At 27.5% G+C, this 16351-nt stretch carries 14 protein-coding genes; 5 read left to right on the forward strand and 9 right to left on the reverse strand.

From position 1 onward, the window contains the following. Positions 1-13: 13 nt before the first annotated feature. From GIL12_RS00480 to GIL12_RS00520, 9 genes are all read right to left on the reverse strand, one after another. The gene (locus tag GIL12_RS00480) at positions 14-943 is read right to left on the reverse strand and encodes a PTS sugar transporter subunit IIA (protein ID WP_163468022.1); all 930 of its coding nucleotides are present in this window, start codon (positions 941-943) and stop codon (positions 14-16) included. Positions 944-1076: 133 nt separating this feature from the next. Beyond that, positions 1077-3590, reverse strand: a complete 2514-nt coding sequence (locus tag GIL12_RS00485) for a DegV family EDD domain-containing protein (RefSeq protein ID WP_163468024.1) — start codon at positions 3588-3590, stop codon at positions 1077-1079. Between the two features lie 17 nt (positions 3591-3607). Further along, positions 3608-4156, reverse strand: a complete 549-nt coding sequence (locus tag GIL12_RS00490) for a helix-turn-helix domain-containing protein (protein WP_163468026.1) — start codon at positions 4154-4156, stop codon at positions 3608-3610. A 1-nt stretch (position 4157) separates the two neighbouring features. Further along, positions 4158-5366, reverse strand: a complete 1209-nt coding sequence (locus GIL12_RS00495; protein ID WP_163468028.1) for a CinA family nicotinamide mononucleotide deamidase-related protein — start codon at positions 5364-5366, stop codon at positions 4158-4160. A gap of 18 nt (positions 5367-5384) precedes the next feature. After that, positions 5385-5882 (reverse strand): phosphatidylglycerophosphatase A, encoded by a 498-nt coding sequence (locus tag GIL12_RS00500; RefSeq protein WP_163468030.1) that lies wholly within the window; start codon positions 5880-5882, stop codon positions 5385-5387. Continuing rightward, positions 5882-8044, reverse strand: a complete 2163-nt coding sequence (locus GIL12_RS00505) for a U32 family peptidase (protein WP_163468032.1) — start codon at positions 8042-8044, stop codon at positions 5882-5884. Before GIL12_RS00505 ends, GIL12_RS00500 begins: the two co-directional genes overlap by 1 nt. A 3-nt stretch (positions 8045-8047) precedes the next feature. Then, positions 8048-8635 carry a dephospho-CoA kinase gene (coaE, locus tag GIL12_RS00510; RefSeq protein WP_163468034.1) on the reverse strand — a complete coding sequence of 196 codons (588 nt, stop codon included), beginning with the start codon at positions 8633-8635 and terminating at the stop codon, positions 8048-8050. Then, complete coding sequence (gene rpoN, locus GIL12_RS00515; RefSeq protein ID WP_163468036.1) at positions 8632-9876, reverse strand: RNA polymerase factor sigma-54; 1245 nt, start codon at positions 9874-9876, stop codon at positions 8632-8634. The genes coaE and rpoN overlap by 4 nt, the downstream gene beginning before the upstream one ends. Before the next feature lie 2 nt (positions 9877-9878). Beyond that, positions 9879-11021: a LysM peptidoglycan-binding domain-containing protein gene (locus GIL12_RS00520; RefSeq protein WP_163468038.1), complete on the reverse strand. Its 1143-nt coding sequence runs from the start codon at positions 11019-11021 to the stop codon at positions 9879-9881. A gap of 151 nt (positions 11022-11172) precedes the next feature. On the opposite strand from GIL12_RS00520, the gene GIL12_RS00525 reads away from it, so the two are divergent. From GIL12_RS00525 to GIL12_RS00545, 5 genes are all read left to right on the forward strand, one after another. Then, positions 11173-13083: an ABC-F family ATP-binding cassette domain-containing protein gene (locus GIL12_RS00525; protein WP_163468040.1), complete on the forward strand. Its 1911-nt coding sequence runs from the start codon at positions 11173-11175 to the stop codon at positions 13081-13083. 128 nt (positions 13084-13211) lie between these two features. Continuing rightward, on the forward strand, positions 13212-13580 hold the full coding sequence (gene rpsL, locus GIL12_RS00530; protein ID WP_163468042.1) for a 30S ribosomal protein S12: 369 nt from the start codon (positions 13212-13214) through the stop codon (positions 13578-13580). Positions 13581-13615: 35 nt separating this feature from the next. Further along, positions 13616-14086, forward strand: coding sequence for a 30S ribosomal protein S7 (rpsG, locus tag GIL12_RS00535; RefSeq protein WP_163468044.1), 471 nt, complete (start codon positions 13616-13618; stop codon positions 14084-14086). Between the two features lie 34 nt (positions 14087-14120). Beyond that, positions 14121-16196: an elongation factor G gene (gene fusA / locus GIL12_RS00540; RefSeq protein ID WP_163468046.1), complete on the forward strand. Its 2076-nt coding sequence runs from the start codon at positions 14121-14123 to the stop codon at positions 16194-16196. 47 nt (positions 16197-16243) lie between these two features. Further along, positions 16244-16351: GTP-binding protein (locus GIL12_RS00545; RefSeq protein ID WP_163468048.1), on the forward strand; the 108-nt coding region annotated here is incomplete at its 3' end.

Below are 16351 nucleotides of genomic sequence, written 5' to 3' on the forward strand. Positions count from 1 at the left end.
AATTTCTTCTAAATTATATATGTAAAATTTTCTTTATTATGTCGTATCTTCTAATTACCCCACAATATTTTCCGTCTTCAACTACATAAATTCTTGTAATTCCTTTATTTATCATAATAAAACAAATTTCCATAATTGGAGCTTTTCTATCAATAATACATACTGATTCTTTTTTTCTATAGATATTTTCTATTAAAGCTGTTTTTTCATTAACTAAGTATTCTTCAAAAGGTTCCCCAATAGTTAAAAAATTTAAGTCTGACATAACAGAATAATATTTAGGCATTCCAAATTCAATTAATTCTTTTTCTGTTATTTCTCCTAGAAAATTTCTATTTTTATCCACAACAGGTATTCCTGCAATTTTTTCTACAATCAATCTTTTTGCCACAAATTCCAATGTCATGTCTGGTGTTACTGGTACTATATTTGGACTTAAAACATCATCAGCTATAATTTTTTTTCCAATTTCAAGTTGAACACTGTCAATTAAGTTGAAAATTTCTTCTGAATCCTTAGAATTTTTTATTTTTTCCATAATTTCTGGATATTTCACCACTAATTTAGTTATAGCACTCATTACTTTTAATATATTTTTATTTTTTAATATATCACAGACTATTAAAAAAACTACCTTTACTTCATCTTCTTCATTTAAGCCCTCTATTTGAACTTTTATAGGATTTTCTATTATCCCTATAGCTACAACAAAATCATTAAATTTTGACATTCTTGCATGGGGTATTGCTATTCCTTTTCCAATTGCAGTTGAAATTTCTTTTTCTCTTTTAAAAACAGCTTCCTTAATTTCTTTTTCTTTTTCTGCTATTTTAGGATCTTTTTTAGACATCTCTCTAAGCATATTCTCTATAATTTCTTCCTGAGTATTTCCCTTTAGACCGTTAAAAATTAAATTTTTATCTAAATAACTTGAAAATTTCATATTATCCCTCTCCTTAGTATCTAAATATATTTACAAATTAAATTTATGATGATTCTTGGAAACTATTATAATTTTAGAAGCTTTTACTATATACGTCTTCTAAAAGATAGAAGGACTCAAATTGAGTCCTTCGTTACCTTATCTTATCCATAATCCCCATTCCATAAACTGCTCCAACATGGGAACCAATTACTGCTCCAATTTCAACTCTACCTCTATAATCAACCTTCTTATATTTTTCAGCCATATTTTTAATAGTGTCTGCGTTGGATAATTGAGTTCTTTCTCCTCCCCAACCAGTATATAAAATTATTGATGTTTTGCTAGATTTTATTAATTTCTCCATATGGAGCATTGCTCCCTTTTCTCCTATAGCTTTTGTTTCAATTATAATTTCTCCATTTTCCATTTTTAGAATTGGTTTAATCTTTAAAATTCCACCTATTGTTGCAGATGTTTTTCCTACTCTTCCACCTTTTTGTAATAATGCTAAATCTTTAACTACAAAATAAACCTTCATTGCTTCTTTGCTTTCTTCTATCCACTTTATAATTTGAGATAATGATTTTCCTTTTTGGGCCATCTTAGCTGCTTCTGTAACTAAAAATCCTAAAGCAAATGTAACTGTTTTTGAGTCTATTATTATTACATCTTTATCTCTTTTTAACATACTTCTTCCAACCCTAGCAGCTTGTTGAGTTCCACTAAGTTTTCCTGAAATATGAAGTGAAATAATTTTTTTGTATCCCCTATTTAATAATTTTTCATATAAATTTTTAAATTCTGCTGGGGAAGGTTGAGATGTTTTAGGTAGTTGTCCTTCTGCAATTAGTTTTTTCCAAAATTCTTCCTTTGAAATATCTACTCCATCTCTATAATAGTTATTTCCATCTAATTTAACTTTTAATGGAATTATTTCAATATTTTTCAAATCTTTAATCATATCTTTACTTAAGTCAGATGTAGAATCTGTTACTAAAGCTATTTCTGGAAGATTTGGATCCCTATTTACTATATATATATAATAAAAATAATTTTCTTGTAATCCTTCTATTTTTTCATATTTTATATATTCATCTAAATTTTCCATATTTTCTATATCTTTATTTGAACCTTCTTTCCCAATAGAAATAAGGACTTTCAATGTCTCTTTTGAAATATAATTTTCTTTTATTTTGTTTAGTAATTCTTTCAAATTTTCAGATTTTTCTTTTATTTTTCCATTAACTAGAGCAATAAAATCCCCTTCTTTTATTTCTAATAAATCTACCCTAGTATCTCTCACTGCTTTTGTTATTTCTATAGAATTATTATAAACAATCTGCTCTGTAATTTTTTCTAATCCTAAATCTTTATTTTCTATAATATAATGTCCTTCTAACATAGTTTTTGTTTCCACAACAACTACTTCTTTATTTGATCTTTCTGCAACTATCTTAGCAGCTGAAATTATATTTTTATTATTTGGTAACAAATATACAGTCTCTGCTTCAATTTTATTTAAAACTTTTTCAATATCTGCTACACTTGGATTTTTAGTTTGACCACCAATTAAAACTGCTGTAGCTCCAACTTTTATAAATTCTTCACCTAATTCTTTATTATCTACAATTGCAAAAAATGCTACTGGTTTGCTATTTTTATTTTGCATTAAATAATCTTTATTATTATTAAATCCATCATAATTTTCAAATAAATTATTTTTGTGTTGCTGTAATGCCATATTATCTATTTTCATATGAGATAAGTCCCCTAATTTACAAGCAACTTCAAAAACTAAACCTGGATTATTTGTGTGAATATGAGTTTTTGTTTTTTTAGAAGATTGAGCACAAACCATTGAGTTCCCATATATACCTATTTTTTCTTTGTAACTATCTAAATCAAAATCACCATTTTCAATAATAAATTCAGTACAGTATTTATATTCTATATCTTCTAAAATAGACACATTTGCATCTAAAATTTCTTTTCTTTTTGACTGAGATTGTATTATTCTCTCTAAATCCTCTAACATTTGTGGATCAGTTACAGATTTTTCAAATCCTTCTAATATATAATAAATTCCCTTTCCACCTGCATCTACTACTCCTGCCTCTTTTAACTTATTTAATAAATTAGGAGTCTCTTCAACTGCATCAGCAGCTACATTTTTTAAGTAAGTTAAAAATGGAATAAAATCATTTTTATTTCCATCATAAACTTTAGCTGCCTCAGAAACCATTCTTATTACTGTAAGCATTGTTCCTTCCACAGGATCATTTACTGCTTTATAGGCTTTTTCCTTCGCCTTATCAAAAGCTATTATTACATCATCTACACTTACTTCTTCCTTTCCTTTTAATCCATCCAAAAATCCTTGAATTATTTGAGATAATATTGTTCCTGAATTTCCTCTTGCTCCCAAAAGAATTGTCTCAGATACTATTTCACACAATTCATTCATTTCTGGCTCGTAACTAAGTCTAACTAAATCATTTTCTACAGCCTGAAGTGTCATAGACATATTTGTTCCAGTATCTCCATCTGGAACAGGGTAAACATTTAAATCATTTAATATATCTGCATGCCTTGAGAGCCATCTACTTGCTGCTATTAGCAATTTCGTTAATCTCATTGCATTTAAATATTTTACTTCTATTTTCATTTTTTCCTCCATACGTTTTAAAATGTTGGTGGTGTTACTACCCATAAAGCTTTAGTTAGTTTTTTCCCATTATTTTTAAATCTATGATTTAAAGTAGATTTAAAATAAAAACTATCTCCTTCATTCAATGTTGTTGCGTGATCTTCTATATATATATCTAAAGTACCCTCAACTATATATATAAATTCTTCTCCATTATGATTAAAAAGACCTCTACCGCTTTCTCCACCTGGTTTTATTTCATACATTATTGGTTCCATATCTTTTTCTATTTTAGAAGATGTTAGTAATGAAATTGACGTTTTAGAATCTATACTTTCCACATACCTTCTTTCTTTTTTCTTTAAATGATATGAGGCTATTTTTTCATCTTCATCTTCTATTAAATAACTTACTCTAACTTCCAAACAATTTGCTATTTTTTTTAAATTCTCAATGGATGGAGACGCTTTCCCCTGTTCAATTTGAGATAAAAAACTAGCAGATAAATCAACTTTGCTAGCTAGCTCTCTTAATGAAAACCCTTTTTCGTTCCTTTGCTTTTTAATTCTTTCCCCTATAGTCATATTAATTACTTCCTTTATCTAATAATTTATTTAAATAAAATAAACTACACAATACAGTTTTTTCTCTTATTTCTTCCCTTGATCCTTTAAAAATTTTTTTCATCACTTCTATATTTTCATTTACTTTTAAACCTATATATACTAACCCAACTGGTTTTTCCAAAGTTCCACCATTGGGTCCAGCAATTCCTGTAACAGATATTCCAACAGCTGTTTTTAATCCTTCAACCATTTCTTTTGCAGTTTCAAAACTTACTGCTCCATAGCTTTTAAGAGTTTCCTCTTTTACTCCTAGTCTTTCAACTTTAGAAGAATTGCTATAGGTTACTAAACCTTCTTTATAAACTTCAGATGCCCCTGAAACTCCAACTATTTTAGAAGATATCATTCCTCCAGTACAAGACTCTGCAACTGAAAATAATAAGTTTCTTTCCTTTAGTTTATTTAATATTACTTCTTCTAATTTTATATTTCCTTCACTAAAAATTTTGTTACCTATCTCATTATATATCTTTTTAATTATTTTTTCTACTAAGTTTTTATTACTTTCTTTGTATTGTAATCTTATTATAGTTCCATAATCTTTTATTAAAAATTCATAATCTATTCCTGTCTCAACAAAATATGGAATTAATTTCTTATTCAAAAGAGATTCAGCTATTCCATAGGTTAATAAATCTCTTATATAAATTTTATCTATATTTAGCTTCATTTTAGTTGAATACCATTTTAAAAATTTTGGAAATAAATTGTATAATTCTCTTGGAACACCAGGGAAACAAGCTATTCCATCCACATACATACCTGGAGCCATTCCCACTTCATTATTAAAAAAAGTTGCACCTTCTACTTTTTCTACTTCTTTTTTATTTTCTTCTAAAAAATCAATATTTCTTTCTTTTAATTTGATTTTTAACCTGTCTAAATCATCTTTGTCTATTGTTAATTTTTTCCCTAAATAATTTGCAACTGCTACCTTTGTTAAATCATCTATTGTAGGCCCTAATCCACCTGATAGAATAACTAAATCACTACTTTTTTTAGCTATTTCTATAGCCTCTTTTATTTCATTAATATCGTCCTTTACAACTATTTTATATTTTATGGAAATTCCATAAGAATTTAATTTTTCAGACATGTAAATGCTATTTGTATCGATCATTCCCCCATTTAATAATTCTGTCCCAACCAATATAAGTGTTGCTTTCATTTTTCCAGTTCCCCTTCCTTAAAATAATAAAGACCATATACAAACCAACAAGAAATTTCCTATTATTCCTGCTAAAAAGTCATCTATTACTACTCCTACTCCTTCTCCTAAATTTTGAGATTTATTAATAGGACCTATTTTTGTAATATCAAAGAATCTAAATATTACAAAAGCTAATGAAATAGCTACAAAACTCTCTTTTATTCCAACAGGATTTATCAAAAATAATGTTGTTAAGTACCCTAAAACTTCATCAATAACAACATTTTGAGGATCTTTCTCATGATAAATTTCTTTTTCACAAATGTTAGCAACATAAACAGCAACAATAAAAAAGGTCATTAAAAACATAAAATAAAATGAATTATATACTAAATCATTTGGAAAAATTTTTCTAACAAAATTTAATCCTATATAGACAGGTATCCCCCCTAAAGTTCCAAATGTTCCTGGAGCTTTTGGTAAATCTCCTAATCCAAACCATGTTCCTAAATTTTTTATTATCTTTCTTTTCATTAAAGTACTCCCCTTTCATAATTATAAGGACTATACAAGTTTTCTTTTCTATTTATATTATTTATAATATACTTTATCTCCTCTGGTGTTTCGTCTAATAATTCAATTATAACTTCATCAATACCTATTTTCCCTAATCTTTTAACTTGACTAAGAACATTTAAACTTTTGCTAAAATATATTTCAGTATTCCCTAATTCATTTATTCTTGAAATGAATTTATCTCTTTGTGGACTTTCTATAATTTCATTATTCTCAAATAATCCTCTTTCTATATACATTCCTAATAATTTACTATATCCTAACATTGCCTTTCTAACAGGAACTTTCCCTATATTTTCCAATTCTTCAAAGCTTAATTCAGGAGATAAAACAACTGTTTTTACATTGTTTAATTTACTTAGTTCCATAATAGAATATATATTTGTTATGTTTAAGTTCCAATTAACAGTAATCTCTTCAGATTTATTTTTTAATACTTGATATAAGTTACTGGCCAAATTAGAATTTAGATCTATAAAATTCAAATTAACTTCCTTTGCCACTTGATATCCTTTTTTATATATCTTCTTTATCCCCAATTCTTTTAGAAGTCTTTCTTGCTCATCGTTACAAACAACTGCTGATATTTGTGAGTGTTTTGGTACATCTTGAGAAATCTCTATTTCAAATTTTTTCACTGTATCATCTAATTTTCTTCTATAACTTTCTACTAATTTACTTGTTAACATACTTAAAACTTCTCTTCTTAGTTGTTTTAGAAGGGATACTGGTAAAAATATTTCTTTATCAATAGTTATGTTACATTTCCCTATTTGGAAAGATGTTCCTCCTGTTTCTTTTAACTTTTTAGAAACCTCTTCAACTGTAGCTGCTTTTTTAGAAGCTTTTTCTAAAGGTTTCTCTCCTGAAAATTTTGCACTTATTTTTTCTCCGAAATTGTTAAAACAACTAACTTCTATAGATGGTTTTTCATTTAATTTCCCAATAAATTTTGCTTCTATTTCCAAATATTTATTTGAATTTTTTAAATTAGACTCTATTTCTGAATTTATTTTTTTATCATAATTTTTAAATATATATTTTGTTCCACTTGGAATTTTTAATAGAATTATTTTATCCCCTGGAGAAGCTTCTTTAAACTTTTCTTTTTTGCTTTTCTTCTCTATTCTATTTATATAATCTCCACCTAAATTTTCAAAATCCTTAGAATAGTAAGTTATACCATCCCCTAACATAATATTTTCTTCTAATTTTACTTCTTTACCACTTGCTATTCCAATCCTTTTACCAACATTAAATGAATATTGTTCATTTATTAAACTACTACTATTCCCTAAATATCCTTTAGAATATCCTCTATTGAATATAGTATCTATATTGTTTTTATTTTCTTCTCCTTTTAGCAACCCTTTAAAATAAGTAACTGCTTCATATATGTAGTTGCTTTGTTTCATTCTTCCTTCTATTTTTATAGAATCAATTCCTATCTCTTTTAACTTATTTATTTCTTCCAATTTCATTAATTGGTCCTTAGGACTTAACAAATATCCTTTTCTTGTGGAAGTTGTATACTCTTTTCTGCAAGGTTGTGCACACATTCCTCTGTTTCCACTTCTTCCACCTATAAAACTGCTCATATAACAATTTCCAGAATAACTTACACATAAAGCCCCTGATACAAATACCTCTAACTCTATATCTGTTTTTTCTTTTATTTTTTTTATTTCCTCAAAAGACATTTCTCTTGGCAATACAATTCTTTTAAAACCTATTTTTTTTAAATAATTAGCTTCAACATGATTTGCCACTGTCATTTGAGTACTTCCATGATAATCTATATTTGGAAAATTTTCTTTTAAAAATCTAAAATATCCTAAATCTTGTATAATTACAGCATCTAACCCATGTTCATAAAGTTTTTTAAAATTAGTATATAAAAATTCTATCTCCACATTTTTCATTAATGTATTTAAAGTTAAAAAGACTCTACTCCCTCTTTCATGAGCATAATCTATAGCTTCTTTAATTTCTTCAACTGTAAAATTTTCTGCATTTCTTCTAGCTCCAAATCCCTTTAATCCCATGTATATTTCATCTGCACCTGATTTAATTGCTGCATAAAATCTCTCTATGTCCCCTGCTGGGGCTACTATTTTCATCTTCTATTTTCTCCTTATAATATCTTCTATTATCATTTTTGTTTTTCTGGTTAACTCATCTAATGTTCCATCATTATATAAAATAATATCCGCTTTTTTCATTTTTTCTTCTTGAGGCATTTGGTTCTTTATAATCATTTTAGCTAAGTCACTATCTATACCATCCCTTTTCATTAACCTATCAATTTGAATTTCTTCATCTATACAGACTAAAATGATCTTATCACATTCTTTATCTATATCTGTTTCAAATAGTAAAGGAACATCGAATATTATTATATCATCTTTATTATGATTTTCCTTTATTTTTTTAAATTCATCTTTTATTCTAGGGTGATATATACTATTTAAAATTTTTAATTTTTCTTTATTTTTAAAAACTATTTCTCTTAATTTTCTGCGCTCTATTTCTTTTTGAGAATTTAATATCTCTTCTCCAAATTTTAAAAGAATTTCCTTTTTTATTTCTGCTTTTTCTGAAATTTTTTTTGCAATTATATCTGCATCTATAATTTTAATTTCTAACTCTTTTAAAATATTACTTACTGTGGATTTTCCCGAAGCTATTCCCCCTGTTAAACCTACTATCATTTCCCCTCCATATTTCTCATTTTCCTTTTAGAACTTGATTTAATACCTAAATTTTCTCTATATTTAGAAACTGTTCTTCTTGCTATTTTTATTCCCAAATTATTCAATTTATTTGTTATTTCTTGATCTGATACAGGTGTTTCTCTGTTTTCCTTTAAGATTATATCCTGTATCAAGTTTTCTATATTTTCTTTTTGTCCATCTAATATGAAAAAATCTCTTATCCTTTCAATTCCCCGTTCAGTTTTTATATACTTGTTTTTTATAGCTCTCGATACAGTTGATTCGTGTAAATTTAATTTTTTAGCTACAATTTTCATAGGCAAAGCCTTTTTAACAGACTTCATTGAAAAATAGTCATATTGTTCTTCTAAAATTAATTCTAGTATTTTTTTTAAAGTTTCATTTCTTTTTTCTATACATTTTATTAAATTATTTGCTGAAGTAAAATAATCATTTGTTTTACTTGTTTCTACCTTTGAATTGTTTTTTATTTTGATTTTAGGAGTATTTTCTTCATTCATAATAAGTATATATTTATTCTCATACTTTATTATTTCAGCTTCTGGTATAATATATCTTATTGCTTCCCCCATATAAAAACCTCTAGAAGGAATGGGATTTAAAGTTCTTATTATTTTTAATTTATCTAAAATTTCCTCTTTAGTTAACTCAACCTTTTCACCAATTTCTTCCAGCTTTCCAAGAGCCACTTCATTTAATAAATTTTTTATTATATATTCTAGTTTAATATCGTTTATATTTTTTTTGTGCAATTGAATAATTAAACACTCTTCTAAATTTGAAGCACAAATTCCTATTGGTTCAAATTTTTTAATGTTTTTTAGTGCTTCTTTTATTTCTTTAATTGAAAATTTTGTTAAACTTTTTATTTCATTTACACTTAAATTTAAATATCCTTTACTATTTAAATTATTAACAATGAAAGTATATAAAAATCTTTGGTTAGTACTTAAGTTTAAATATCCTATTTGTTCTTCTAAAAAATCAATTAAATTTTTCTCTTGATGCGCAAAATCAAGGGGAGAAACGTCAGATGAACTTTTATTTTTTTTAGAATGGCTAATATATTGAACTTCTACAAATGGATTTTTTTTACTCTCATCTAATATATATTTTTCCAAATCAAAAGATGACATCTCTAAAATATTAAGGGACATTTTCATACTTTGAGTTAATATTAATTTTAATTCTTGTTTCATATTTAAAGAAAAATCCATATCTATATCCTTTTTTTATTTATTTTTTCTATTATAGCTTTTATATTTTTGTCTTCTTCAATATTTAATAACTTATTATTTTTATTATATACAGATAAATTTTCATTGGAGATTGGTATATTGTATTCCCTACCAATTTCAATTGTTCTCCCATCTGTAATTTCAGGATTAGCTTTTATAAGCTCTTCTAATTTTATATTATTATTTTTTGCTAAAGAGTATAGTGTATCTCCCTTTTTAACTTTGTACTTTCTATTTTCTTTAGGTCTATAAATATCTTCAGTTTTTATTAACTTATAATTTAAATTTTCATTTTTTAATCTTGAATCTAGATCTACTTGGACAATTCCAACTGATCTTAATTGCTCTTTTGAAGAAATGATTAATGTTTTTTTTATTTGAAAACTTGTTACTTTATTTTTTCCACTGTCTATAATTAAATCTATTCCATTTACTGATTTTGCTAATTCTCCACTTGTCCATTCTTTATTTGTTCTTTCATCATTTCCTAAAGATGATAAGGCTATAATAAAGTCAACCTTTTCTTTTTTCAACTCCTTTACTATTAATGAAGCTGATACAATCGGATCTTCAATTGATATTTTTTCAATATCTTCTCCATTTAAATCTTTATAAAACTCTGGAGAAATTAATCCAATTATTCCAATTTTTTTATCTCCAATTTCTTCTATTAAATAATGAGTTAAAAATGAGCTTTTATCATTTTCCCTAATATTAGTTCCTATTATTTTAAAATTAGATTTTTCTTGTAAATTTGTAAGCCCTTTTAAACCATACTTGAAGTCTCCCTCCCCTACAGTGGTAGCCTTTAATCCAACTCCATTTAATACTGCCACACTTGAAGATCCTTTTGTTCTATTAGCAATAGTTGTTCCTGAAAAATTTCCACCTGAATCTAAATATAAAACATTATTTTCTCCGTACATTCCCTTGGCTCTTTTTATTATTGTATAAATCCGAGGATAACCTACACCTTCTTCTAAACTTCCCTTTCCATTCCCTGTGCTTATAATTGCTAAATCATAGGCATTATTTTCATCGTTATTTTTTTCAGATTTAAAACTAGTTATTTGAGAACATCCTAGCAAAAATATTGTTAATAATATGTATATAAATTTCTTCAAAACAATCCTCCCCTTTATTTCTTATTGTTTATATTATACTATAAATTTTCAAAGCTTTCTTTTTTTTCTTAGATATTTCATATTAAATATATTTTATATTTATAAAATATGGTATAATATTTTTCGAATAAATATAATTAGGAGAATAACTATGGCTATATTAAATGTAAATAATTTATACAAAAGCTTTTCTGGAGAGACTATATTTAAAGATTTATCTTTTTCTATAGATTCTAAAGATAAAATAGGTTTAATTGGTATGAATGGAGTTGGGAAAACAACTCTTATTAAAATAATTCTAGGACAAGAAATCAATGATGTTAATCCTGAAACTAATCAAAGGGGAAACATTTCAAAAAAAAACAATTTAAAAATAGGATATCTTTCTCAAAATATAGATATAAATAATAACAATAGTGTTTTTGATGAATTAATGCTTGTTTTTAAAAAAATTCTAGATGATTATAACAAGATAACCTCTTTAAATTTAAAAATCTCTCAAGAACCTGATAATTTTGATGAGATTATGGAAGAACTATCCACTGTAATTTCTCGATATGAGCATAATGAAGGTTATGCAATTGAATATAAAGTAAAACAAATATTACATGGTCTTGGTTTACCAGAAGAATTATGGACTCAAAAAATTGAAACTCTTTCTGGTGGTCAGAAATCTAGAGTGGCTCTAAGTAAAATTCTTTTGGAAGAGCCTGAACTTTTGATACTAGATGAGCCTACTAACCATTTAGACTTAATAGCCATTGAATGGCTTGAAAAATTTTTAAAAGATTATAATAACTCAGTTATAGTTATTTCCCATGATAGATATTTTTTAAACAATGTAGTTTCTAAAATATTTGAAATTGAAAATCATTATTTAAAAACATACAGAGGTAATTATGATGACTTTATTATCCAAAAAGAACTTTATTTAAGTGGTGCTCTAAAAGCCTTTAATAAAGAACAAGATAAAATTAAAAAAACTGAAGAATATATTCAAAGATATAAAGCTGGAATAAAGTCAAAACAAGCTAGAGGTCGTCAAAGCTTACTCAATCGTATGGAAAAAATGGAAAATCCTTCTATTGCTCCACGTAAAATGAAACTTAAATTTGAAGTCGAAAAACCAAGTGCAGATAGGGTCTTAAATATTCGAAATCTTTCAAAATCTTTTGAAGACAACACTCTTTTTTCAGGTGTAAACTTAGATATATTTAAAGGAGAGAGAATAGGCCTTATTGGTAAAAATGGAGTAGGGAAATCAACCTTATTAAAAATAATCACTGGGGATATTCCACAAGATTCTGGAGAGATAAAAATTGGAGAAAGAGTCTCTATTGGTTATTACGATCAAAATCATAAAAACCTTGATTTAAAAGCTAGTATTCTTAATGAATTTATGTTTAACTATCCAATGGGGGAAGAAGATGTTCGTAAATTAGCTGGAGGTTTTCTTTTTCCTGAAGATGATGTATTTAAAATAATCGGTTCTCTTAGTGGTGGGGAAAGAGCCCGTGTTTCTCTAATGAAACTAATCTTAAAAAAATCTAACTTTTTAATATTAGATGAACCAACTAACCATTTGGATATATATTCTAGAGAAATTTTAGAAGAGGCTTTGGAAGAATTTTCTGGAACCCTTTTAATAGTATCCCATGATAGATATTTTCTTGAAAATGTAACTAACACAATCTATGAAATAAATAATCAAGAAGCTGTTAAATTTTCTGGAAATTATAGTGAATACTGCAACTTTAAATTAAAAACCTCTCCTAAAAAAAATGTTGAAAAAAATAGTAATTATGAAGAACAAAAAAAAAAAAAAAATAAAATAGCTTCTCTAGAAAAAAAATCTTCAGACATTGAAAAGAATATTGAATTACTAGATGACAAAAAAAATAACTTAGAGGCTCTTTATGAATCAGCTGGTAAAAAAAATAATCTAGAAGAATTATTAGAGATTCAAAATAATTTAGATATTCTAGAAAATGATATGCTGTTATCTATGGAGGAATGGGAAAATATAGAAACTGAATTAAAAAATTTAAAAAAAACTTTATAAATATAATAAAGTATGATAGAATAATCTCTGCTATATAGACTAAGATAATTGACTTTTATTTATATAAAAGCTATAATATTTAAGTTGTATAATTTAATTATAAAATAAAAAATCGGAAGGAGGGTCAAATGCCTACTCTAAATCAATTAGTAAAAAAAGGAAGACAAACTTTAGAAGAAACAAGTAAGTCACCAGCATTACAAGGAAACCCACAAAGAAGAGGAGTTTGTGTAAGAGTTTATACTACTACACCTAAAAAACCAAACTCAGCTTTAAGAAAAGTTGCCAGAGTTAAATTAACAAATGGAATCGAGGTTACTTGTTACATACCAGGTGAAGGACACAATTTACAAGAACATTCAATTGCACTTATAAGAGGTGGAAGAACAAAAGATTTACCAGGAGTTAGATACAAAATTATTAGAGGAGCTCTAGATACAGCAGGAGTTAATAATAGAAAACAATCAAGATCTAAATATGGTGTAAAAAAAGCATAATAATTTATAAAAATTAAGGAGGTGAACAGTTTAATATGTCAAGAAGAAGAGCAGCAGTAAAAAGAGATGTATTACCTGATTCTAGATATAACGATAAGGTAGTAACTAAAACTATAAATGCATTAATGGTAGATGGTAAAAAATCTTTATCTGAATCTATATTTTATTCAGCAATGGATTTAATTAAAGAAAAAACTGGTAAAGAGGGGTACGACGTTTTCAAACAAGCAATGGAAAACATTAAACCTCAAGTTGAAGTAAGATCTAGAAGAATTGGTGGAGCAACTTATCAAGTTCCTACTGAAGTTAGATTGGAAAGACAACAAACTTTAGCATTAAGATGGTTAAAAGCTTTTACTAGAGCTAGAAAAGAATATGGTATGGTAGAAAAATTAGCAGCTGAATTAACTGCAGCAGCAAATAATGAAGGCGCAACTATGAAGAAAAAAGAAGATACTTATAGAATGGCTGAAGCTAACAGAGCTTTCGCACACTATAAATATTAATTTAGCGTAATTTTATATCAAGGAGGATTACTAAATGGCTAGACAAGTTTCATTAGACATGACTAGAAACATTGGTATAATGGCTCACATTGATGCTGGTAAAACTACTACTACAGAAAGAATTCTTTTCTATACAGGAGTTAACCATAACATCGGAGAAGTTCATGATGGAGCAGCAACTATGGACTGGATGGAGCAAGAGCAGGAAAGAGGTATTACTATAACTTCTGCTGCTACAACATGTTTCTGGAAAAAACACAGAATAAATATAATAGACACACCAGGACACGTGGACTTTACTGTTGAGGTTGAAAGATCTTTAAGAGTTCTTGATGGTGCTGTTGCAGTTTTCTCTGCAGTTGATGGTGTTCAACCACAATCTGAAACTGTTTGGAGACAAGCTGACAAATATGAAGTACCAAGAGTGGCTTTCTTTAATAAAATGGATAGAGTTGGAGCAGATTTTAAAATGTGCGTAAACGATATCAGAGAAAAATTAGGAGCTAACCCTGTTCCTCTTCAACTACCTATTGGTGCTGAAGAAAATTTTGAAGGAATTGTAGATTTGATCAAAATGAAAGAAATTGTTTATCTTGATGAAATCGGAGCTAATATTGAAGAAAGAGAAATTAGAGCTGAACTACTAGATGAAGCTACTCAAATGAGAGAAGAATTAGTAGAAGCTGTTGCTGAATGTGACGATGCTCTAATGGAAAAATACTTAGCTGAAGAAGAAATTTCAGTTGATGAAATTAAAGTTGCTTTAAGAGCAGGAACTATTGGAAACATTATCATTCCTGTACTTTGTGGAACTGCATTTAAAAATAAAGGAATTCAACCATTACTAGATGTAATAATTGATTTTATGCCTGCACCTACTCAAAAAGGTTGCATTGTTGGACATAATCCTAAAAACTTAGAAGAAGTTGTTAAATTGGAAATATCTGATGAAGCACCTTTCTCTGCTTTAGCTTTTAAAGTTATGACAGATCCTTTTGTAGGAAGATTAACTTTCTTTAGAGTTTACTCTGGAATAGCTAACAAAGGATCATATGTATTAAACTCTACTAAGGGTAAAAAAGAAAGAATGGGTAGACTTCTTCAAATGCACGCTAATAAAAGAGCAGAAGAAGATGTAGTTTATTGTGGAGATATAGCTGCAGTTGTAGGATTAAAAGATACAACTACTGGAGATACTTTATGTAGTGCTGAATCTCCTATAATTCTTGAAAAAATGGAATTCCCTGAACCAGTTATTTCTGTTGCAGTTGAACCAAAAACTAAAGCTGACCAAGAAAAAATGGGAATTGCTTTAGCTAAACTTGCAGAAGAAGATCCTACATTTAGAGTTAAATCTGATGAAGAAACAGGACAAACTATTATTTCTGGAATGGGTGAACTTCACTTAGATATAATTGTTGATAGAATGAGAAGAGAATTTAATGTTGAATCAACTGTTGGAAAACCTCAAGTTGCTTATAGAGAAACTATCACTGCTTCTACTGAAAAAGAAGTTAAATATGCTAAGCAATCAGGTGGTAAAGGACAATATGGACACGTTAAAATCAAAATCGAACCTATTGAAGACAAAGATTTCGAATTTGTTAACGCTATTTCAGGAGGATCTATTCCTAGAGAATATATTCCTGCTGTTGAAAAAGGATGTAGAGAAGCACTTGAAAATGGTGTTGTTGCAGGATATCCTTTAGTTGGTGTTAAAGTTACATTATATGATGGATCTTACCATGAAGTGGATTCATCTGAAATGGCATTTAAAATAGCTGGTTCAATGGCTATGAAACAAGGTGCTGCTTTATGTAAACCTGCTATATTAGAACCTTTATTCAAAGTGGAAGTTACTACTCCAGAAGAATATATGGGAGATATTATAGGAGATATCAACTCTAGAAGAGGTATGATAGGTGGAATGACTGATAGAAACGGTGCTAAAATAATTGACGCTAAAATCCCTCTATCAGAAATGTTTGGTTATGCAACTGACTTAAGATCTAAATCTCAAGGAAGAGCTAACTACGCAATGGAATTTGAAAAATATATTCAAGTACCTAGAACTATTCAAGAAGCTATAAAAGAAGAAAGAGGAAGATAAGCTCTTCTTTAATAAAATTTAAAATAAGAAAAATTTAGGAGGACAAAATGGCAAAAGCAAAATTTGACAGAAGTAAAACCCATGTAAATATTGGTACAATAGGACATGTCGATCACGGTAAAACAACTACAACAGCAGCAATCTCAAAGGTACTA

Origin of the sequence: Fusobacterium sp. IOR10 (assembly GCF_010367435.1) — a bacterium.
Taxonomy (GTDB): Bacteria; Fusobacteriota; Fusobacteriia; order Fusobacteriales; family Fusobacteriaceae; genus Fusobacterium_B.